Source organism: Pseudomonas chlororaphis subsp. chlororaphis (genome assembly GCF_003945765.1).
Classification (GTDB): Bacteria; Pseudomonadota; Gammaproteobacteria; order Pseudomonadales; family Pseudomonadaceae; genus Aquipseudomonas; species Aquipseudomonas chlororaphis.
Genome location: NZ_CP027712.1, coordinates 922,744 through 942,309 on the forward strand (window position 1 = coordinate 922,744; position 19,566 = coordinate 942,309).

General features: G+C 60.0%; 18 protein-coding genes. 13 read left to right on the forward strand and 5 right to left on the reverse strand.

Features of this window, described 5'->3' with window-relative positions; translation table 11 throughout:
- Positions 1 to 53 precede the first annotated feature (53 nt).
- Positions 54 to 1,739 (reverse strand): lactate permease LctP family transporter, encoded by a 1,686-nt coding sequence (locus tag C4K27_RS04030; protein ID WP_053259598.1) that lies wholly within the window; start codon positions 1,737 to 1,739, stop codon positions 54 to 56.
- A gap of 261 nt (positions 1,740 to 2,000) precedes the next feature.
- Here C4K27_RS04030 and C4K27_RS04035 point away from each other — a divergent pair, with 261 nt between their 5' ends.
- Entirely contained in the window at positions 2,001 to 2,768 is a 768-nt protein-coding gene (locus C4K27_RS04035; RefSeq protein ID WP_053259599.1) for an FCD domain-containing protein, read from the forward strand.
- Between the two features lie 73 nt (positions 2,769 to 2,841).
- Here C4K27_RS04035 and smpB read toward each other — a convergent pair whose 3' ends face one another.
- Entirely contained in the window at positions 2,842 to 3,324 is a 483-nt protein-coding gene (gene smpB, locus C4K27_RS04040; protein WP_009042112.1) for an SsrA-binding protein SmpB, read from the reverse strand.
- 117 nt (positions 3,325 to 3,441) lie between these two features.
- On the opposite strand from smpB, the gene C4K27_RS04045 reads away from it, so the two are divergent.
- The 3 genes from C4K27_RS04045 to C4K27_RS04055 are packed head-to-tail and all read left to right on the forward strand — an operon-like array spanning position 3,442 to position 5,600.
- A complete protein-coding gene (locus C4K27_RS04045; protein WP_053259600.1) occupies positions 3,442 to 4,845 on the forward strand; it encodes a sodium-dependent transporter in 1,404 nt (467 codons plus the stop codon).
- Positions 4,846 to 4,852: 7 nt separating this feature from the next.
- Complete coding sequence (locus C4K27_RS04050; protein ID WP_007920838.1) at positions 4,853 to 5,287, forward strand: type II toxin-antitoxin system RatA family toxin; 435 nt, start codon at positions 4,853 to 4,855, stop codon at positions 5,285 to 5,287.
- Complete coding sequence (locus tag C4K27_RS04055; protein WP_053259601.1) at positions 5,280 to 5,600, forward strand: RnfH family protein; 321 nt, start codon at positions 5,280 to 5,282, stop codon at positions 5,598 to 5,600. Before C4K27_RS04050 ends, C4K27_RS04055 begins: the two co-directional genes overlap by 8 nt.
- Positions 5,601 to 5,658: 58 nt before the next feature.
- Here the strand turns inward: C4K27_RS04055 and C4K27_RS04060 are convergent, their stop codons facing one another.
- Positions 5,659 to 6,186 carry an outer membrane protein assembly factor BamE gene (locus tag C4K27_RS04060; RefSeq protein ID WP_007920839.1) on the reverse strand — a complete coding sequence of 176 codons (528 nt, stop codon included), beginning with the start codon at positions 6,184 to 6,186 and terminating at the stop codon, positions 5,659 to 5,661.
- 98 nt (positions 6,187 to 6,284) lie between these two features.
- Here C4K27_RS04060 and fur point away from each other — a divergent pair, with 98 nt between their 5' ends.
- Positions 6,285 to 6,689: a ferric iron uptake transcriptional regulator gene (gene fur / locus C4K27_RS04065; RefSeq protein WP_007920840.1), complete on the forward strand. Its 405-nt coding sequence runs from the start codon at positions 6,285 to 6,287 to the stop codon at positions 6,687 to 6,689.
- Between the two features lie 90 nt (positions 6,690 to 6,779).
- On the opposite strand, the gene recN is transcribed toward fur, so the two are convergent.
- Positions 6,780 to 8,453, reverse strand: coding sequence for a DNA repair protein RecN (gene recN, locus C4K27_RS04070; RefSeq protein WP_053259602.1), 1,674 nt, complete (start codon positions 8,451 to 8,453; stop codon positions 6,780 to 6,782).
- Positions 8,454 to 8,705: 252 nt separating this feature from the next.
- On the opposite strand from recN, the gene grpE reads away from it, so the two are divergent.
- The 8 genes from grpE (at position 8,706) to C4K27_RS04110 (ending at position 19,184) form a co-directional block, all read left to right on the forward strand.
- Positions 8,706 to 9,272: a nucleotide exchange factor GrpE gene (grpE, locus tag C4K27_RS04075; protein ID WP_007920848.1), complete on the forward strand. Its 567-nt coding sequence runs from the start codon at positions 8,706 to 8,708 to the stop codon at positions 9,270 to 9,272.
- Between the two features lie 102 nt (positions 9,273 to 9,374).
- Complete coding sequence (dnaK, locus tag C4K27_RS04080; protein ID WP_007920851.1) at positions 9,375 to 11,291, forward strand: molecular chaperone DnaK; 1,917 nt, start codon at positions 9,375 to 9,377, stop codon at positions 11,289 to 11,291.
- A gap of 324 nt (positions 11,292 to 11,615) precedes the next feature.
- Positions 11,616 to 12,740 carry a molecular chaperone DnaJ gene (gene dnaJ, locus C4K27_RS04085; RefSeq protein WP_007920853.1) on the forward strand — a complete coding sequence of 375 codons (1,125 nt, stop codon included), beginning with the start codon at positions 11,616 to 11,618 and terminating at the stop codon, positions 12,738 to 12,740.
- Positions 12,741 to 12,750: 10 nt separating this feature from the next.
- Positions 12,751 to 13,557: a 4-hydroxy-tetrahydrodipicolinate reductase gene (gene dapB / locus C4K27_RS04090; protein WP_053259603.1), complete on the forward strand. Its 807-nt coding sequence runs from the start codon at positions 12,751 to 12,753 to the stop codon at positions 13,555 to 13,557.
- 258 nt (positions 13,558 to 13,815) lie between these two features.
- Entirely contained in the window at positions 13,816 to 14,952 is a 1,137-nt protein-coding gene (carA, locus tag C4K27_RS04095) for a glutamine-hydrolyzing carbamoyl-phosphate synthase small subunit (protein ID WP_007920857.1), read from the forward strand.
- A 104-nt stretch (positions 14,953 to 15,056) separates the two neighbouring features.
- The gene (carB, locus tag C4K27_RS04100; protein WP_007920860.1) at positions 15,057 to 18,278 is read left to right on the forward strand and encodes a carbamoyl-phosphate synthase large subunit; all 3,222 of its coding nucleotides are present in this window, start codon (positions 15,057 to 15,059) and stop codon (positions 18,276 to 18,278) included.
- Entirely contained in the window at positions 18,275 to 18,751 is a 477-nt protein-coding gene (gene greA, locus C4K27_RS04105; RefSeq protein WP_007920862.1) for a transcription elongation factor GreA, read from the forward strand. Before carB ends, greA begins: the two co-directional genes overlap by 4 nt.
- 28 nt (positions 18,752 to 18,779) lie before the next feature.
- Positions 18,780 to 19,184: a hypothetical protein gene (locus C4K27_RS04110; protein ID WP_053259604.1), complete on the forward strand. Its 405-nt coding sequence runs from the start codon at positions 18,780 to 18,782 to the stop codon at positions 19,182 to 19,184.
- Between the two features lie 12 nt (positions 19,185 to 19,196).
- Here the strand turns inward: C4K27_RS04110 and C4K27_RS04115 are convergent, their stop codons facing one another.
- Positions 19,197 to 19,505: a YhbY family RNA-binding protein gene (locus C4K27_RS04115; RefSeq protein ID WP_007920867.1), complete on the reverse strand. Its 309-nt coding sequence runs from the start codon at positions 19,503 to 19,505 to the stop codon at positions 19,197 to 19,199.
- Positions 19,506 to 19,566 lie beyond the last annotated feature (61 nt).

A 19,566-nucleotide genomic window follows, 5' to 3' on the forward strand; every position in this document is an offset into this window, starting at 1 on the left:
TGAGTTGCAGGCGCCGGGTGGGTGCTCCGGCGCCGGTTCTTTCGGTGTCGCGATCAGTGCACCAGCATGCCGGTGAACCAGTAGGCCTGGGCCAGGGTGATCAGACCGACGATGGTGGCAAAGAATAGGCTGTGCTTGAGGGTGAAGCGGAACAGGTCCGATTCCTTGCCTACCAGGCCGGTGGCGGCGCAGGCCACGGCGATCGATTGTGGCGAGATCATCTTGCCGGTCACGCCACCGCTGGTGTTGGCCGCTACCAGCAGGGTGTCGTTGACGCCGATCTGGTGCGCGGTGGTGGCTTGCAGCGAGCTGAACAGGGCGTTGGACGAAGTGTCCGAACCGGTCAGGAACACCCCCAGCCAGCCGAGGAACGGCGAGAAGAATGGGAACGCCGCGCCGGTGCCGGCCAGCACCAGGGCCATGGTCGAGGACATGCCGGAATAGTTGGTGACAAAGGCGAAGGCCAGCACCATGCCGATGGACAGGATCGGCCAGCGCAGTTCGTAGAAGGTCTCTTTCAAAGTGGTCAGACCAGTTTTGAAATTGATCTTCAGCACCAGCATCGAGATCAGCGCGGAGAAGAAAATCGCTGTGCCGGTGGCGGAAATCGGGTCGAGCTTGAACACCGCCGGAATCGCGGTCGGAGTGGCGACGATTGGCGCGCTCTTGATCACCAGCTGATCCAGGTGCGGAATCGCGAAGTTGAATACCCAGCTGTACATCGAGCCGCCGGCGGCGAACATCGCCTTGAACGGCTTGAGGGTCCAGATGGTGACCAGCACGGTGAGAATCAGGAATGGCGACCAGGCCTTGAAGATTTCACCGAAGCTGTAGGGTGAAGGCTGAGTGGTGCGCGGCTGGCCGAAACCGCCGTTGCGCACGGCAGCGGCGCCGACGCTGGCGGTGGCCGCGGCGAACGAACGCTTGGGTTGCCAGACCTTGAGGAACAGCGTCAGGGAAACCAGGCTGGCCAGGGCCGAGGTGATGTCCGGCAGCTCCGGGCCGATGAAGTTCGAGGTGAAGTACTGGGTCACGGCAAAGCTCAGGCCGGCCACCAGCGCCGCGGGCCAGGTCTCTTTGACGCCACGCAGGCCGTCCATCATGAACACCAGCCAGAACGGCACGAACAGCGACAGCAGCGGCAGCTGGCGGCCGGTCATGGCGCCGATCTTGAATGCGTCGATGCCGGTTACCTGGCCCGCCACGATGATCGGGATGCCCAGGGCGCCAAAGGCCACCGGGGCGGTGTTGGCGATCAGGCACAGGCCGGCGGCGTACAGCGGATTGAATCCCAGGCCCACCAGCAGCGCGGCGGTAATGGCGACCGGCGCGCCGAACCCGGCGGCACCTTCGAGAAAGGCCCCGAAGCAGAAACCGATCAGCAGCACCTGCAGGCGCTGGTCGTCGGTGATCGACAGCACGGAGCTGCGGATGACCTCGAATTGGCCGCTCTTGACCGTCAGTTTGTAGAGGAACACGGCGGCGACGATGATCCAGGCGATGGGCCACAGACCGTAGGCAAATCCATAGCCAGCAGCGGCAAGCGCCATGTCGGCGGGCATCTGGAAGGCGAAGATCGCCACCAGAATCGATAGCCCCAGGGTGATGCTGCCGGCGACGTGTCCTTTGAGGCGGAACACGGCCAGAGCCAGGAAGAAGAAGACGATCGGGATGACGGCGGCGAGGGCGGACAGGCCGAGGCTGCCGAGCGGGCTGTAAAGCTGTTGCCAGGTTTGCATATGGGGTGGCCCCTAATTGTTGTTGGTCAGGCACTGGTCAGCGTATTTGGTTAATTGGTAATACCAATTTACAATCGCTGTTGGCTAGGGTAAAAGCCTTGTGAGCGGTGTGTCAATTTGCCGCCCTAAAACTTTTGTCGAAGGTGCGGTGCAGATGGCATCTGATCCGCTCGCCGACATGCGTTCTGATAGGTGCTGGCGGGGCCCCGATAGGCCAGAATAGAGAGCCCGGCGCGCGGTCGGGATCGTGGAGAGTGAGTTATGGGGTTTGATCAGATTCGTCAGCGCCGTTTGTCTGACGATATTGTCGAGCGGCTCGAGGGGATGATCCTCGAGGGCACGCTGAAGTCCGGTGAGCGCCTGCCGGCGGAGCGTGCGTTGGCGGAGCAGTTCGGTGTCTCGCGACCGTCGTTGCGCGAGGCGATCCAGAAACTGACGGCCAAGGGCTTGCTGGTCAGTCGCCAGGGCGGCGGCAACTATGTGGTGGAGTCGCTGGGCTCGACCTTCAGCGATCCGCTGCTGCAGTTGTTGGAAAGCAACCCTGAAGCCCAGCGTGACTTGCTGGAGTTTCGTCACACCCTGGAAGCCTCATGCGCCTATTACGCAGCATTGCGTGCCACCGAGGTGGATCGTGAACGGCTTACCGCGGCTTTCGAGGAGCTGCAGGATTGCTATTCCCGGGCCGGGGATGTGAGTCGGGCGGAAGAGGGGGCGGCAGACGCGCAATTTCACCTGGCGATTGCCGAGGCCAGTCACAACGCTGTCTTGCTGCACACCATTCGCGGGCTATTCGATCTGCTCAAGCGCAACGTGGTGACCAACATTGGCGGCATGTACAAGCAGCGCACCGAAACCCGCGACATGCTGATCAGCCAGCACCGTGATCTGTACCAGGCGATTATCGAAGGACGTGCCGAGCAGGCGCGCGAAGTCTCCAGCCGGCACATTCTGTATGTGCAGGAAGTGCTGGAAGAGGTGCGTCAGGAAGTGCAGCGCGTGGCCCGGGCGGAGCGGCGCAGGGGGATCTAAGTCTTATCGCGAGCCAGCTCGCTCCTGGTAGGAACGAGCTGGCTCGCGATCATGGCATCAAGGCAGAAGAGCGTTACTCTTCCTTGCCCTTGTTGCGCACCGCGCGATGCAGCTCACGATCGGAGTCGCGCTCGCGTTCGGTATGACGCTTGTCGTATTCCTTCTTGCCCTTGCCGAGTGCGATCTCGCACTTGACCATGTGCTTGCTCCAGTAGAGCGACAGGCACACGCAGGCATAACCCTTCTGCTGCACGGCAGCGAACAGCTTCTCCAGCTCGCGCTTGTTGAGCAGCAGTTTGCGCGAGCGCACGGGGTCGGCGATCACATGGGTGCTGGCGGTGGTCAGTGGCGTGAAGTGGCTGCCCAGCAGCCAGGCTTCGCCGTCCTTGAGCAGCACGTAACTGTCGACCAGTTGTGCCTTGCCTGCACGCAGACTCTTTACTTCCCAGCCGGCCAGGACCATGCCAGCCTCGAACCGATGTTCGATGAAGTAATCGTGACGCGCCTTTTTATTTTGCGCGATGGTCCCTGTTGGGTGTTTCTTCTGTTTAGCCATAGGGGCGGCATTATAGGCAGTTGCACGCGTGTCGGCTACGGTGAAGCTGCGTGCTTGAGCAGGTTGAGTGAATCCCGGACAATGCGCGCTCTTTTTTCTCGGTTGGGCGCGTTTTTGATGTCGACGGACAAGGTTTCTGTCCACGGCGGCTGGGCCAGTCGCTGGGTTTTCATACTCGCTGCGACTGGTTCTGCCGTGGGCCTGGGAAGTATCTGGAAATTCCCCTATATGGTCGGCGTCTACGGTGGCGGCGCCTTTGTCCTGGTATTTCTCGCCTGCATCGCGCTGATCGGTGTGCCGGTGATGCTGGCGGAAACCCTGATCGGCCGTCGCGCCCGGCAAAGCCCGGCCAATGCCTTGAAGGCGCTGGCCCTGGAGGCCGGGCATTCGGCCAAGTGGTCCTGGGGCGCGTTCGCCGGGATGATCACGGCCTTGTTGATTCTTTCCTTCTACAGCGTCGTTGGTGGTTGGTCGCTGGACTACATCATCGATATGGGGCGTGGTGATTTCCAGGGCGTGACGGCGGATCAGGTCGGCGCCTATTTCGGCACGGTGATTGCCGACCCCTGGCGGCTGACGCTGTGGCACACGCTGTTCATGCTGTTGTCGGCGGTGGTCATCGCCAAGGGCGTGGTGGCCGGGCTTGAGCGCAGCCTGCGGATCATGATGCCGCTGTTGTTCGTGATGCTGCTGATCCTGCTGGGTTACAGCCTGACCACCGGGCATTTCATGGAAGGCGTGCATTTCATGTTCGACTTCAGCACCGACAAGCTGCTCGACGGCCTGTTGCCGGCCATGGGACATGCGTTCTTTTCCCTGAGCGTCGGTGTCGGTTCCATCATGATCTACGGCGCTTACATGCCGAAGCATTCGTCCATTTCCGGCACTATTGTCGGCGTGGCGCTGCTGGATACCTTCGTTTCGCTGCTGGCGGGGCTGGCGCTGTTCCCGATCGTGTTTGCCGCGGGGTTGAACCCGAGTGAAGGTCCAGGGCTGATGTTTGTCAGTTTGCCTTTTGCCTTTGGTAATGTGGCGTTCGGCCAGCTGATGGGCGTGGTTTTTTTTGTCCTGGTGGCCATTGCCGCCTGGAGCTCGGCGATCTCGCTGCTGGAGCCGATGGTGGCTTACCTGGTGGAGCGGACTCGAATCCGCCGCGGCTGGGTGACATTCTGGCTGGCGTTTACCTGCTGGTTCGTCGGATTGGGAACGGTGTTCTCCTTCAATATCTGGCAGCAGGCCAAGTTTTTCGTGAACGAAGGCGGGGCTTTCCACCTCTACCAATGGGGGGCGGCGGGTGGTCTGGATTTCTTCGGGGTGATCGATTTCTTCACCTCGCGGATCATGTTGCCCTTGGGTGGCCTCTGCTTTGTGGTGTTCGCGGGTTGGGTAATGGGGCGCGAGGCGGTTCGTGATGAGCTGTCGATCCGCAGTCCGCTGCTTTTTGCCCTGACCCTGTTTTTGATGCGCTATGTGGCGCCCATCGGCATTCTTATAGTGTTTGCCGCCCAGTTGTGGAAATGACGCTGACATGACGACACATATTCAACGCTCGGCCCTGTTGCCTTATCCGGCGCAGTTTTTGTACGACCTGGTCAACGACGTGGCGCGCTACCCGGAGTTTTTACCCTGGTGCTCGTCGGCCGAGGTGCTGGAGAGCAGTGAGGTGCAGATGCGCGCCAGCCTGGCCGTTGCCAAGGGCGGGCTCAGCCAGCATTTCGTGACGCGCAATACCCTGGTGCCGGGCCAGTCGATCGAGATGAACCTGGAGGAAGGGCCGTTCAACCAGTTGCACGGCGTGTGGATTTTCAAGCCGCTGGGCGAGAAGGCCTGCAAGATCAGCCTGGATTTGTCGTTCGACTACGCCGGTCCACTGGTTCGCGCGACCTTGGGGCCTTTGTTCAACCAGGCGGCCAATACTCTGGTCGATGCGTTTTGTCAGCGGGCCAAGCAGTTGCATGCTTGAGCCCATGATCGAAGTCGAGGTGGTGTATGCCGCGGTCGACCGGCAGGTATTGCTCAGTGTTGCGGTGCCAACGGGGACTACTGTTCGTGCGGCAGTGAAAGGCTGTGGGATAGGCGCGCAATTTCCAGAATTGGATCTGGACAATTGTCCGCTGGGGATCTTTGGCAAAGCGGTTGCGGACCCGGGGAAGCAGCCGGTTCGGGCGGACGACCGCATCGAAATCTACCGCCCGCTGCTGGCTGACCCTAAAGAGGTCCGACGTCTGCGCGCGGCAAAGGCGGCGCAAGCCCGGGCTCGTACTTCAGAGTCCTGAACAAATCGACAGGCAACAAAAAGCCCGGACTCGCCGGGCTTTTTTATTCCGCCACAAATTATTGCGGCGAGGTGTCCAGAGGTTCTGGCGTTGGCACCGGAACGGTCTCGACGTTGTCGACGTCCTTCTGGATCTGATCGAGCAGAGAGCCAGGCTTGGCCGGTTTTTCCGGTTTTGGCTGTTCGGCGTTTTCAGTAGGGGCGGTCACGGTGGTGCCACTGTCCTTGCCCAGGATGGCTTCGTCACGGCTTACGCCAGGCATGAAGTCACCGGAAAGGCTGACCAGTTGGTCGTTACCGTTGAAGATAACGCTGACGCGCTCCTGCTGGCGTTCACCGCCACCTGGTTGCAGGCTGTACAGATAATCCCAGCGATCGGCGTGGAACGTGTCGGTCAACAGAGGGTTGCCCATGATAAACCGTACTTGCCGGCGGGTCATTCCCGGGCGTAACTGGTCTATCATGTCCTGCGTGACGACATTGCCCTGCTGGATGTCGATTTTGTAAACCCCGGGGAATGAACAACCGGCGAGTGCGAGCAGTCCCACGAAGGTGAAACTGGTTAGCAAGAGCTTGGTGTTTTGCATCGGTGGGCGACTTCCACTATCTTGGCTGGGACAACGTAAACCCCGATCATACCCGCATTAAGAGAAGCTGCGAAGCAGCATCCGCGAGAAAGCTGACCATGGTTGAAAATAGCGAACTACGTAAAGCCGGCCTTAAAGTGACTCTGCCACGGGTCAAAATTCTACAAATGCTCGATTCCGCCGAGCAGCGACACATGAGCGCCGAGGATGTTTACAAGGCGCTGATGGAAGCTGGCGAGGATGTCGGTCTGGCCACGGTTTACCGTGTTCTGACCCAGTTTGAAGCAGCAGGCCTTGTGGTACGCCACAACTTTGATGGCGGTCATGCTGTATTCGAACTGGCTGACGGCGGTCACCACGACCACATGGTCAACGTGGATTCCGGTGAGGTGATCGAATTCTTCGACGAAGAAATCGAGAAGCTTCAGAAGGCGATTGTCGAGAAGCATGGCTTCGAGTTGGTGGATCACAACTTGGTGCTGTACGTACGCACGAAGAAATAAGCATGTCGCGCGGATGCTGTCCGCGAAACGATCGAAGGCGACCCAGGGGTCGCCTTCGTGCTTTCTGCTCTTTATTAAAGTGGCGGGGACTCAAGCCTTGGCGGTAACCACCATTTTTTTCGCGTGGGCCAGCGACTCCTTGGTCAGGTCGATGCCGCCCAGCATCCGCGCTACCTCTTCGATCCGCTCGGTCTTGCCCAGTTTGGAAACCGCGGTGTGAGTCGCATCGCTGCCGCGCACCTTGTGCACAAAAAGATGTTGATGGCCCTGGGCTGCCACCTGCGGCAAGTGGGTGACCGTCAATACCTGGCCGCGCTCGCCGAGGCGACGTAGCAGTTGGCCGACGATCTCCGCGGTCGGGCCGCCGATGCCGACGTCCACTTCGTCGAATACCAGGGTCGGGACACGAGAGGTCTGTGCGGTAATCACCTGGATTGCCAGGCTGATCCGCGACAGTTCGCCCCCGGATGCGACTTTAGCCAGGGCCTTGAGCGGCTGGCCGGGGTTGGCGCTGACCAGCAGCTCGACCTGCTCGAGGCCGTTGGGCTGCAGTTCATCGCCGCTGTTGGCGTGCAGTTCGATGGTGAAGCGGCCGCCAGGCATGCCCAGGCGCTGGATTTCCTGTTCGACGGCGCTGGCCAGGCTGGTTGCGGCCTGCTGGCGCAGCTCGCTCAGCTCCCTGGCTTTTTCGTGATAGTGCCGGGCATAGGATTTCAGCTCATCGCCCAGGCGCTCAATGGATTCGTCATTGGCATCCAGAGTTTCGATTTCCTCCAGCAGTTTCTGCTGCATGGCTGCCACCTCGGTGGGCTGGATCCGGTGTTTGCGGGCCAGGGTATAGATGGCGTCCAGCCGCTCCTCCAGTTGTTGCAGGCGCGCCGGGTCCGCATCGAAATGGTCGACGAAGCGATTCAGTTCGCCGACGGCTTCTTCGACCTGGATTTGCGCGCTGGCCAGCAGGTTGGTGGCTTCCGCCAGGGCGCCGGAGGTGTTGCCGATGCTCGACAGGCGATTGAGGCTCGCTGTGAGGGCGCTGAGGACGTTGCCCGAATCACTTTCGCTGCAATGCTCGACGACCTGCCGGCAGATGCCCAGCAGGCTTTCGGCATTGGTCAGGTTCTTGTGTTCGAGTTCCAGTTGCTCGAGTTCGTTTTCACCCAGGGCCAGGTTTTCCAGTTCCTCCAGCTGATAGCTGAGGAGCTGGTGGCGCGCCCGCTGCTCGTCCCCGGAGTTGGACAGACGCTCCAATTCCTGGCGGGTCTGGCGCCAGCGCTGGGCCGCCAGCGATACCTGGCGAGCCAGGTCGGTGGCGCCAGCGTATTCGTCGAGCAGGCGGCGGTGGGTATCGGTTTTCAGCAGCGACTGGTGTTCATGCTGGCTGTGGATGTCGATCAGCAGTTCGCCGAGTGCCTTGAGGTCGCCTAGCGGGCACGGGGAGCCATTGATGTAGCCACGGGAACGGCCTTCGGCGGTGATGACCCGGCGCAGGATGCATGGGCTGTCGTTGTCCAGGTCGCGTTCGGCGAGCCAGGTGCGGGCCTCGGGAATGTCTTCCAGGTCGAAGGTGGCGAGAATGTCGGCCTTGTCGGCACCTGGGCGGACTACGCCACTGTCGGCGCGATCACCCAGGGTCAGCCCCAGGGCGTCGAGCATGATCGATTTGCCGGCGCCGGTTTCACCCGTGATGACGCTCATCCCGCGATCCAGTTCCAGATCGAGATGCTCAACGATGGCGTAGTTGTGTACGGACAGGTGCACCAGCATAAAGGCCGCTCCCAAGCTTTAGGTCTGGTTATTTATACAGTGTTTTGTTTTCGGCTGACAATGCCCACCCTTAGCTCGATTCGCTTGCTTGACGGATTTTTTTATCGTGTGCGGGAATAATTGGTGACCGGCGTTTGGGGCCGTCCAATGATTTTTGCCGAGGGCGCGGCCCTTGAACCTGGAAAATGCGACCCCATATACCGGGGCAGAAGCGTGAGTTGAGCTCGCGGACGATATTGAAAGGAGAATTTTATGGCTGACGAACAGACGCTGGATACGCAAAATCTCGACGCCAATCAGGCCCCCGAGGCCTCGGGCGAAGATCTGGCGGCTCGTGTGCAAGTGCTCGAAGAGCAGTTGGCTGGCGCTCAGGATCAGGCATTGCGTGTTGCGGCCGATCTGCAGAACGTCCGCCGCCGTGCCGAGCAGGACGTAGAAAAAGCTCACAAATTCGCCCTCGAGCGTTTTGCTGGCGACCTGCTGCCAGTGATCGACAGTCTCGAGCGCGGTCTTGAGTTGTCCAGCCCGGACGACGAAAGCATTCGCCCGATGCGTGAAGGTATCGAACTGACCCTGAAGATGTTCCAGGACACCCTGAAGCGTTATCAGCTGGAAGCGATCGATCCGCATGGCGAACCGTTCAACGCTGAACAGCACCAGGCGATGGCCATGCAGGAAAGTGCCGACGTCGAGCCGAACAGCGTTCTCAAGGTGTTCCAGAAGGGCTATCAGCTCAACGGTCGCCTGCTGCGCCCGGCCATGGTCGTGGTCAGCAAGGCACCCGCACCGGTTTCGCCTTCGATTGACGAGAAGGCTTGAAATCGCGCGCAGGGCCCCCATTTATAGGTCAAGCGTTTAAGTGCTACCGCAGTCGGCCACCACTGCTGCGGCAACAAAATCTAAAGTTTCGGGAGAGTTAACATGGGCAAAATTATCGGTATCGACCTGGGGACTACCAACTCCTGCGTCTCCATTCTTGAAAACGGCAACGTAAAAGTTATCGAAAACGCTGAAGGCGCGCGTACCACGCCGTCCATCATCGCTTACGCCAATGATGGCGAAATCCTGGTTGGCCAGTCGGCCAAGCGTCAGGCCGTGACCAACCCGCACAACACCCTGTACGCGGTGAAGCGTCTTATCGGTCGCCGTTTCGACGAAGAAGTAGTACAGAAAGACATCCAGATGGTCCCTTACAAGATCGTCAAGGCTGACAACAACGACGCCTGGGTTGAAGTGAACGGCCAGAAAATGGCTCCGCCACAGATCTCGGCTGAAATCCTCAAGAAAATGAAGAAGACCGCCGAAGACTACCTCGGCGAGGCTGTGACCGAAGCGGTGATCACCGTTCCGGCCTACTTCAACGACAGCCAGCGCCAGGCGACCAAAGACGCCGGCCGCATCGCGGGTCTGGACGTAAAACGTATCATCAACGAACCGACCGCGGCCGCTCTGGCTTACGGCATGGACAAGGCCAAGGGCGATCACACCGTGATCGTTTATGACCTGGGTGGCGGTACCTTCGACGTATCCGTGATCGAAATCGCTGAAGTCGATGGCGAGCACCAGTTCGAAGTACTGGCAACCAACGGTGACACCTTCCTCGGTGGTGAAGACTTCGACATCCGTCTGATCGACTACCTCGTGGACGAGTTCAAGAAAGAAAGCGGCATGAACCTCAAGGGTGACCCGCTGGCCATGCAGCGCCTGAAAGAGGCCGCTGAAAAAGCCAAGATCGAGCTGTCCTCGAGCCAGCAGACCGACGTCAACCTGCCGTACATCACTGCAGACGCCACTGGTCCTAAGCACCTGAACGTGAAGATCTCCCGCGCCAAGCTGGAGTCGCTGGTCGAAGACCTGGTTCAGCGCACCATCGAGCCTTGCCGCATCGCCATGAAAGACGCCGGTATCGACGTCAGCAAGATCGACGACGTGATCCTGGTCGGCGGTCAGACCCGCATGCCGTTGGTGCAGAAGCTGGTCACCGATTTCTTCGGTAAAGAAGCACGCAAGGACGTGAACCCGGACGAAGCCGTTGCCATGGGTGCTGCCATCCAGGGCGCGGTACTGGCCGGTGACGTGAAAGACGTACTGCTGCTGGACGTCAGCCCGCTGACCCTGGGTATCGAAACCATGGGCGGCGTGATGACCGCGCTGATCGAGAAAAACACCACGATTCCTACCAAGAAATCGCAAGTGTTCTCGACTGCCGACGACAACCAGGGCGCAGTGACCATTCACGTGCTGCAGGGCGAGCGTAAGCAAGCCGCGCAGAACAAGTCCCTGGGCAAGTTCGACCTGGCCGAGATTCCACCAGCTCCACGTGGCGTGCCGCAAATCGAAGTGACCTTCGACATCGACGCCAACGGCATCCTGCACGTAGGTGCGAAAGACAAGGCGACCGGCAAGACCCAGTCGATCGTGATCAAGGCCAACTCCGGTCTGTCCGAGGAAGAAATTCAGCAGATGGTTCGTGATGCTGAAGTCAATGCTGAAGAAGACCGCAAGTTCGAAGAGCTGGCCAGCGCGCGCAACCAAGGCGATGCCCTGGTTCACTCGACTCGCAAGATGATCGCTGATGCGGGCGACAAAGTGACTGCTGAAGAGAAGGCTGCGATCGAAGCTGCCGTGGTTGCCCTTGAAGCCGCTATCAAAGGCGACGACAAGGCTGCCATCGACGCGAAGGTCGAAGAGCTGTCGAAAGTGTCGGCTCCGGTCGCTCAGAAGATGTACGCCGAGCAGGCTCAGCCGGCAGAAGGCGCAGCTTCGCAGGGTGAATCGGCCGAGAAGGCCGACGACGTCGTCGACGCTGAGTTCGAAGAAGTAAAAGACCACAAGTAAGACTGCTTGTTGGTCGGCCGGTTGACTGCCTTTGTGCGGTGACTGGTAGGATGTCGCCGCGCGGGAGCTTGCTCCCGCGTTGGCGTGTCTGGAGCAAGCGAATTTTTTACGGCGTGCGGCTCTTTTCGCGCGCTGGCGGTACGGTCGGAAATGCTCCTGCTTTCCGTTCGGGATTACCGCAGTTGTCGGCCAGTCTGTTGGCCGTCTATCCAAGACCAGGATCGTTGAATTGACGTGAGTTGGGTCCGGGCCTGTATTGGGGCTCAACGAGTTTGGCGAGGCTCAGGAGAGCATTGTCGAACGTCCTTAAGAGTGTGAAGACTTATGGCAAAGCGTGACTATTACGAAGTATTGGGTGTGGAGCGAGGCTCGAGCGAAGCCGACCTGAAAAAGGCTTACCGCCGCCTGGCGATGAAGCATCACCCGGACCGTAATCCCGGCGACAAAGCGTCGGAAGATATGTTCAAGGAGGCCAACGAGGCCTACGAAGTATTGTCTGACTCGAGCAAGCGCGCGGCTTATGACCAGTACGGTCACGCCGGTGTCGATCCGAGCATGGGCGGTGGTGGTGCCGGCTTCGGTGGCCAGAACTTCTCCGACATCTTTGGCGATGTCTTCAGTGATTTCTTTGGTGGCGGTCGTGGCGGCTCCCGTGGCGGGGCTCAGCGTGGCAGCGACTTGCGCTACACCCTGGAGCTGAACCTGGAAGAGGCGGTGCGCGGCACCACCGTGAATATCCGCGTTCCGACGCTGGTCAACTGCAAGCCTTGCGATGGCTCGGGCGCCAAGAAAGGCTCCTCGCCTGTGACCTGTCCGACCTGTGGCGGTATCGGCCAGGTGCGCATGCAACAGGGCTTCTTCTCGGTGCAGCAGACCTGCCCGCGTTGCCATGGCCAGGGCAAGATCATTTCCGATCCGTGCGATTCCTGTCATGGCGAAGGTCGCGTCGAAGAGTACAAGACGCTGTCGGTTAAGGTGCCGGCGGGCGTCGATACCGGCGACCGCATTCGTCTGTCCGGCGAAGGAGAGGCGGGAACCCAGGGCGGCCCTACGGGCGACCTGTATGTGGTGATCAATGTGCGTGAGCACTCGATCTTCCAGCGCGACGGCAAGCACCTGTTCTGTGAAGTGCCTATCAGCTTCGTTGATGCGGCGCTGGGCGGCGAGCTGGAAATCCCGACGCTGGATGGCCGGGTCAAGCTGAAGATCCCTGAGGGCACCCAGACCGGCAAGCAGTTCCGTGTGCGTGGCAAGGGTGTGGCTCCGGTGCGTGGCGGCGGTGCTGGCGACTTGATGTGCCGGGTTGCGGTGGAAACGCCGGTGAACCTGAGTCGTCGTCAGCGTGAATTGCTCGAAGAGTTGCGTGGTTCCCTGGCGGACGACAATACCCACTCGCCGAAAACCACTGGCTGGTTCGAAGGCGTGAAGCGCTTCTTCGGCGACCTGTAAGGAGCGAAGCATGCGACGTATAGCTGTGATGGGCGCCGCAGGGCGCATGGGTAAGAACCTGGTGGAGGCCGTGCAACAGCGCTCGCCGCTATCCGGGCTTACCGCGGCGATCGTGCGGCCTGGCAGTTCGTTGGTCGGTGCCGATGCTGGCGAGCTGGCATCGCTGGGGCGCATCGGTGTGCCGATGTCCGACAGCCTGGAAAAGGTTGCCGATGAATTCGATGTGTTGATCGATTTCACGCTGCCGGAAGTGATGCTGAAGAACCTGGCGTTCTGCCGCAAGGCGGGCAAGGCCATGGTGATCGGTACCACGGGCTTGGGCGCCAAGGAAAAGCAGGTGCTGGCCGAGGCAGGCAAGGATATTCCGATCGTGTTCGCCGCCAACTTCAGCGTTGGCGTCAATCTGTCGCTGAAGCTGCTCGACATGGCAGCCCGTGTGCTGGGCGATGATGCAGACATCGAAATCATCGAGGCGCATCACCGGCACAAGATCGACGCGCCTTCGGGAACTGCTCTGCGCATGGGCGAGGTGGTTGCCGATGCGCTGGGGCGTGATCTGCAGAAGGTCGCGGTGTATGGCCGTGAAGGCCATACCGGCGCTCGTGAGCGTGAAACCATTGGTTTCGCCACGGTCCGGGGTGGTGATGTGGTGGGCGATCACACGGTGTTGTTCGCTGCTGAGGGCGAGCGTCTGGAGATTACCCATAAGGCTTCCAGTCGCATGACTTTCGCCAAGGGTGCAGTACGTGCTGCGTTGTGGCTGGACGGTCGTCCGGCGGGTCTTTATGACATGCAGGATGTGCTGGATCTGCGTTGAGATGCATCCAAAACAGGGCCAGGCTTCGCGCTTGAGCCCTGTTTTACCCCGCTAAGCGATGTTCTGTCGCATTCCTCTGCCTTTAAGGCTCTTTAGCGGTGGACCAAAAAAGCCTTTTTCTGTAAGCTACAGCTTTAGTGTGTCCACTAAAAGCGCGCAGAATAATTCAGTGAAGAAGCGGGGTGACGTGTCCATACGTCACTCCGCTTTTTTACAACCTGCGATCGCCCTTTCAGGCTTTATTTACGGGAGGTCTTCTTGACTAAGCCAGCCATACTCGCCCTTGCTGATGGCAGCATTTTTCGCGGCGAAGCCATTGGAGCCGACGGTCAAACCGTTGGTGAGGTGGTGTTTAACACCGCAATGACCGGCTATCAGGAAATCCTTACCGATCCTTCCTACGCCCAACAGATCGTTACCCTGACTTACCCGCATATCGGCAATACCGGCACCACGCCGGAAGACGCCGAGTCCGATCGTGTCTGGTCGGCCGGTCTGGTGATTCGCGACCTGCCACTGGTTGCGAGCAACTGGCGTAACACCCTGTCCCTGTCCGATTACCTGAAAGCCAACAATGTTGTGGCGATCGCCGGTATCGACACCCGTCGCCTGACGCGCATCCTGCGCGAGAAAGGCGCGCAGAACGGCTGCATCATGGCCGGTGACAATATCTCCGACGAAGCGGCGATTGCCGCAGCGCGCGGCTTCCCTGGCCTGAAAGGCATGGATCTGGCGAAGGTCGTCAGCACCAAGGAAAGCTACGAGTGGCGCTCCAGCGTCTGGAGCCTGAAGACCGACAGTCATCCGACCATCGAGGCTTCCGAGCTGCCGTACCACGTGGTTGCCTACGACTACGGCGTCAAGCTGAACATCCTGCGCATGCTGGTCGAGCGCGGTTGCCGCGTGACCGTAGTGCCTGCGCAAACTCCGGCCAGCGACGTCCTGGCACTCAAGCCTGATGGCGTGTTCCTGTCCAACGGCCCTGGCGACCCCGAGCCTTGCGATTACGCCATCCAGGCGATCAAGGACGTGCTGGAAACCGAGATCCCGGTCTTCGGTATCTGCCTGGGCCACCAACTGCTGGCACTGGCCTCCGGCGCCAAGACGGTGAAGATGGGCCACGGCCACCACGGTGCCAACCACCCGGTCCAGGACCTGGACAGCGGTGTAGTGATGATCACCAGCCAGAACCACGGTTTTGCGGTGGACGAAGCCACCCTGCCAGGCAACGTGCGGGCGATCCACAAATCGCTGTTCGACGGTACCCTGCAAGGCATCGAACGTACCGACAAGAGCGCATTCAGCTTCCAGGGCCACCCTGAAGCGAGCCCGGGCCCGAACGATGTGGCGCCGCTGTTCGATCGTTTCATCAACGAGATGGCCAAGCGACGCTGAGTGCTCGCCCCTGAAGGTGGCCCCGGCCTCGGCGGCCCCTTCAGCGCTTCAGAGATTTGATCAAGACGGCTTGCCGACTGACCTGCGGATTTGAGTGACAACCCATGCCAAAACGTACAGACATTAAAAGCATCCTGATTCTCGGCGCTGGCCCGATCGTGATCGGCCAGGCCTGCGAATTCGACTACTCCGGCGCCCAGGCCTGCAAGGCCCTGCGCGAAGAGGGTTACCGGGTCATCCTGGTGAACTCGAACCCGGCGACCATCATGACCGACCCGGCCATGGCCGACGCCACCTACATCGAGCCGATCAAGTGGCAGACCGTTGCCAAGATCATCGAGAAAGAACGTCCGGACGCTCTGCTGCCGACCATGGGTGGCCAGACTGCGTTGAACTGCGCCCTGGACCTGGAGCGCGAAGGCGTTCTGGAGAAGTTCGGCGTGGAAATGATCGGCGCCAATGCCGACACCATCGACAAGGCCGAAGACCGTTCGCGCTTCGACACCGCGATGAAGGCGATCGGCCTGGAGTGCCCGCGCTCCGGTATCGCCCACAGCATGGACGAGGCCAATGCGGTCCTCGAGAAGCTGGGCTTCCCGTGCATCATCCGCCCGTCCTTCACCATGGGCGGCACCGGTGGTGGCATCGCCTACAACCGTGAAGAGTTCGAAGAGATCTGCGCCCGTGGCCTGGACCTGTCGCCGACCAAGGAACTGCTGATCGACGAATCGCTGATCGGCTGGAAAGAGTACGAGATGGAGGTGGTCCGCGATAAGAAGGACAACTGCATCATCGTTTGCTCGATCGAAAACTTCGACCCGATGGGCGTGCACACCGGTGACTCGATCACCGTGGCTCCTGCGCAAACCCTGACCGACAAGGAATACCAGATCCTGCGCAACGCCTCCCTGGCGGTACTGCGTGAGATCGGCGTGGAAACCGGTGGCTCCAACGTCCAGTTCGGCATCTGCCCGAACACTGGCCGTATGGTGGTGATCGAGATGAACCCGCGGGTATCCCGTTCTTCGGCCCTGGCTTCGAAAGCCACCGGCTTCCCGATCGCCAAGGTCGCCGCCAAGCTGGCCGTGGGTTACACCCTGGACGAGCTGTCGAACGACATCACCGGCGGCAAGACCCCGGCGTCCTTCGAGCCGTCCATCGACTACGTCGTGACCAAGCTGCCACGCTTCGCCTTCGAGAAGTTCGCCAAGGCTGACGCCCGCCTGACTACCCAGATGAAGTCGGTGGGTGAGGTGATGGCCATCGGCCGGACCTTCCAGGAGTCCCTGCAGAAAGCGCTGCGCGGCCTGGAAGTGGGTGTCTGCGGTCTGGATCCGAAGCTCGACCTGAGCAACCCGGAAAGCATGAACGTGCTTAAGCGCGAACTGACCGTGCCGGGCGCCGAGCGTATCTGGTACGTGGCTGATGCCTTCCGTGCCGGTATGACCGTCGAGCAGATCTTCGGCATGAACATGATCGACCCTTGGTTCCTGGTACAGATCGAAGATCTGATCAAGGAAGAGGAGAAGGTCAAGACTCTGGGGCTGTCGGCCATCGACCGCGACCTGATGTTCCGCCTCAAGCGTAAAGGCTTCTCCGACCAGCGTCTGGCCAAGCTGCTGGGCGTGACCGAGAAGAACCTGCGTACCCACCGCCACAAGCTGGAAGTGTTCCCGGTCTACAAGCGCGTCGACACCTGCGCGGCCGAGTTCGCCACCGATACCGCCTACCTGTACTCGACCTATGAGGAAGAGTGCGAGGCTGCACCTTCGGGTCGCGACAAGATCATGATCCTGGGTGGCGGTCCGAACCGTATCGGCCAGGGCATCGAGTTCGACTACTGCTGCGTGCACGCGGCACTGGCGCTGCGTGACGATGGTTACGAAACCATCATGGTCAACTGCAACCCGGAAACCGTTTCCACTGACTACGACACCTCCGATCGCCTGTACTTCGAGCCGGTGACCCTGGAAGACGTACTGGAAATCGTCCGCGTCGAGAAGCCAAAAGGCGTGATTGTCCAGTACGGCGGCCAGACTCCGCTGAAACTGGCGCGTGCCCTGGAAGCGGCCGGCGTGCCGATCATCGGTACCAGCCCTGACGCCATCGACCGTGCCGAAGACCGCGAACGCTTCCAGCAGATGGTCGAGCGCCTGAACCTGCGTCAGCCGCCAAACGCCACCGTGCGCAGCGAAGACGAAGCGATTCGTGCCGCGGCCAAGATCGGCTACCCGCTGGTGGTGCGTCCGTCCTATGTACTGGGCGGCCGGGCGATGGAAATCGTTTACGAAGAAGAAGAACTCAAGCGCTACCTGCGTGAAGCGGTGCAAGTGTCCAACGACAGTCCGGTGCTGCTGGACCACTTCCTCAACTGCGCCATCGAGATGGACGTGGACGCGGTCTGCGACGGCAAGGATGTGGTGATCGGCGCGATCATGCAGCACATTGAACAGGCTGGCGTGCACTCCGGTGACTCCGCTTGCTCGCTGCCGCCGTACTCGCTGCCTGCGCACATCCAGGACGAGATGCGCGAACAGGTCAAGAAGATGGCCTTGGAGCTGGGTGTGGTCGGCCTGATGAACGTGCAGCTGGCCCTGCAGGGTGAGCAGATCTACGTCATCGAAGTGAACCCGCGTGCTTCCCGTACCGTGCCGTTCGTTTCCAAGTGCATCGGTGTCTCCCTGGCGATGATCGCCGCGCGCGTCATGGCGGGTAAGACCCTGAAAGAGCTGGGCTTCACCAAGGAAATCATTCCTAACTTCTACAGCGTCAAGGAAGCAGTGTTCCCGTTCGCCAAATTCCCGGGTGTCGATCCGATCCTCGGCCCGGAGATGAAGTCGACCGGCGAAGTGATGGGTGTCGGTGACACCTTCGGTGAAGCCTTCGCCAAGGCCCAGATGGGCGCTAGCGAAGTGCTGCCGACTGGTGGTACCGCGTTCATCAGCGTGCGTGACGACGACAAGCCGCTGGTTGCGGGCGTGGCTCGTGATCTGATCAACTTGGGCTTCGAAGTGGTCGCCACTGCCGGTACTGCCAAGCTGATCGAGGCGGCAGGCCTGAAGGTGCGCCGTGTGAACAAGGTGACTGAAGGTCGTCCGCACGTGGTCGACATGATCAAGAATGACGAAGTCACGCTGATCATCAACACCACCGAAGGTCGTCAGTCGATCGCTGACTCTTATTCCATTCGTCGTAACGCCTTGCAGCACAAGATCTACTGCACCACCACCATTGCTGCGGGCGAGGCCATCTGTGAAGCGCTCAAGTTCGGTCCGGAAAAGACCGTGCGTCGCTTGCAGGATCTACATGCAGGATTGAAGGCATGAATAAATACCCAATGACCGTCCAGGGCTCCAAGGCCCTGGAAGAAGAGTTGACGTTCCTAAGCAAGGTCGAGCGGCCACGCTTGAGCCAGGCCATCGGTGAGGCTCGAGAGCTCGGTGACCTCAAGGAAAACGCTGAATACCATGCTGCCCGCGAGGAGCAGGGAATGGTTGAAGCGCGCATCCGTGATATTGAAGGTCGCCTGCAAAACTCGGTTGTCATCGATGTGACGAGCATTCCTCATACAGGCAAGGTGATTTTCGGCACTACCGTCGAAATCGCCAACGTCGAAACCGATGAGAGCGTCACTTACCAGATCGTTGGTGAGGATGAGGCTGATATCAAGCTCGGAAAGATCTCTGTAGGTTCGCCCATTGCCCGTGCCTTGATCGCTAAGGAAGAGGGTGATGTGGTTGCCGTTAAAACGCCTAGCGGCGTGATCGAGTATGAGATTGTCGAAGTCCGCCACGTCTGAACGAGGGCGCCTGCTGAATGCGGGCGCCATGCTTTGGCAACTGACTCAGATGTTGTGGGTCGGTGGTGTGTGGTTGTTGCATGTCGGCTTGTTGCCGGTGCTGGGCCAGATTGGCCTGGCGCCGCTGCTGATCGAAGAGATCGGTAATGTGCTGAGTGCGCTGCTGGTTGGTTTTTCAGCGGTATGCATTGTTCTTCAGATGCTGGTATTGGTACGTGCTGAAGGGCTGGTGAGCCTGTGGCGGGATATGCGAGGGCAGCTGCTGTTGGTGGCGTTTTGTGCGTGCACGATGTATTTCGTGGTGCGCTTCGGGCTGTCGGATGTCGAGCGCTGGCAGCTGTTCAGCTATCTTGTCTTGGCTTTTTCCGGTCTGGTGCTGGTATTGCAGCCGGTGCCTGGGTGGAGTGGCAGGGCGCGCGAAGCACGCCCTTGACCCCTGTCGACGTCAGTGGAAGCGATGGACGTTGGACAGTTGCTTGTTTACCTTGGCGTTCTTGCGATAAATCAGCGCCATTTTGCCGATGACCTGCACCAGATCCGCTTTGCCGGCCTTGCACAGTTCTGCAATGGCTTCCAGGCGGGACTCGCGTTCGAGGATGTTGAGCTTGATCTTGATCAGCTCATGATCGCTCAAGGCGCGTTCAAGTTCGGCCAACACACCTTCGGTCAAACCGTTGTCAGCCACAGTCAATACTGGTTTCAGATGGTGGCCAATGGATTTGTACTGTTTCTTCTGCTCTTGAGTGAGCGGCATAATCTGACCCCTGCGTCTGATCTTTTAAAAAGCGGCGGCCAGTTTACCCGAGCGCGTCCGG

Bases quoted from the DNA above. Each gene is read 5' to 3' on its own strand.
- C4K27_RS04035 (WP_053259599.1), top strand. From the start codon at position 2,001: ATGGGGTTTGATCAGATTCGTCAGCGCCGTTTGTCTGACGATATTGTC.
- dapB (WP_053259603.1), top strand. From the start codon at position 12,751: ATGCGACGTATAGCTGTGATGGGCGCCGCAGGGCGCATGGGTAAGAAC.
- C4K27_RS04050 (WP_007920838.1), top strand. From the start codon at position 4,853: ATGACGACACATATTCAACGCTCGGCCCTGTTGCCTTATCCGGCGCAG.
- C4K27_RS04055 (WP_053259601.1), top strand. From the start codon at position 5,280: ATGCTTGAGCCCATGATCGAAGTCGAGGTGGTGTATGCCGCGGTCGAC.
- greA (WP_007920862.1), top strand. From the start codon at position 18,275: ATGAATAAATACCCAATGACCGTCCAGGGCTCCAAGGCCCTGGAAGAA.
- C4K27_RS04045 (WP_053259600.1), top strand. From the start codon at position 3,442: ATGTCGACGGACAAGGTTTCTGTCCACGGCGGCTGGGCCAGTCGCTGG.
- smpB (WP_009042112.1), bottom strand. From the start codon at position 3,324: ATGGCTAAACAGAAGAAACACCCAACAGGGACCATCGCGCAAAATAAA.
- C4K27_RS04060 (WP_007920839.1), bottom strand. From the start codon at position 6,186: ATGCAAAACACCAAGCTCTTGCTAACCAGTTTCACCTTCGTGGGACTG.
- grpE (WP_007920848.1), top strand. From the start codon at position 8,706: ATGGCTGACGAACAGACGCTGGATACGCAAAATCTCGACGCCAATCAG.
- recN (WP_053259602.1), bottom strand. From the start codon at position 8,453: ATGCTGGTGCACCTGTCCGTACACAACTACGCCATCGTTGAGCATCTC.
- C4K27_RS04115 (WP_007920867.1), bottom strand. From the start codon at position 19,505: ATGCCGCTCACTCAAGAGCAGAAGAAACAGTACAAATCCATTGGCCAC.
- dnaK (WP_007920851.1), top strand. From the start codon at position 9,375: ATGGGCAAAATTATCGGTATCGACCTGGGGACTACCAACTCCTGCGTC.
- fur (WP_007920840.1), top strand. From the start codon at position 6,285: ATGGTTGAAAATAGCGAACTACGTAAAGCCGGCCTTAAAGTGACTCTG.
- C4K27_RS04110 (WP_053259604.1), top strand. From the start codon at position 18,780: ATGCTTTGGCAACTGACTCAGATGTTGTGGGTCGGTGGTGTGTGGTTG.
- dnaJ (WP_007920853.1), top strand. From the start codon at position 11,616: ATGGCAAAGCGTGACTATTACGAAGTATTGGGTGTGGAGCGAGGCTCG.
- C4K27_RS04030 (WP_053259598.1), bottom strand. From the start codon at position 1,739: ATGCAAACCTGGCAACAGCTTTACAGCCCGCTCGGCAGCCTCGGCCTG.
- carB (WP_007920860.1), top strand. From the start codon at position 15,057: ATGCCAAAACGTACAGACATTAAAAGCATCCTGATTCTCGGCGCTGGC.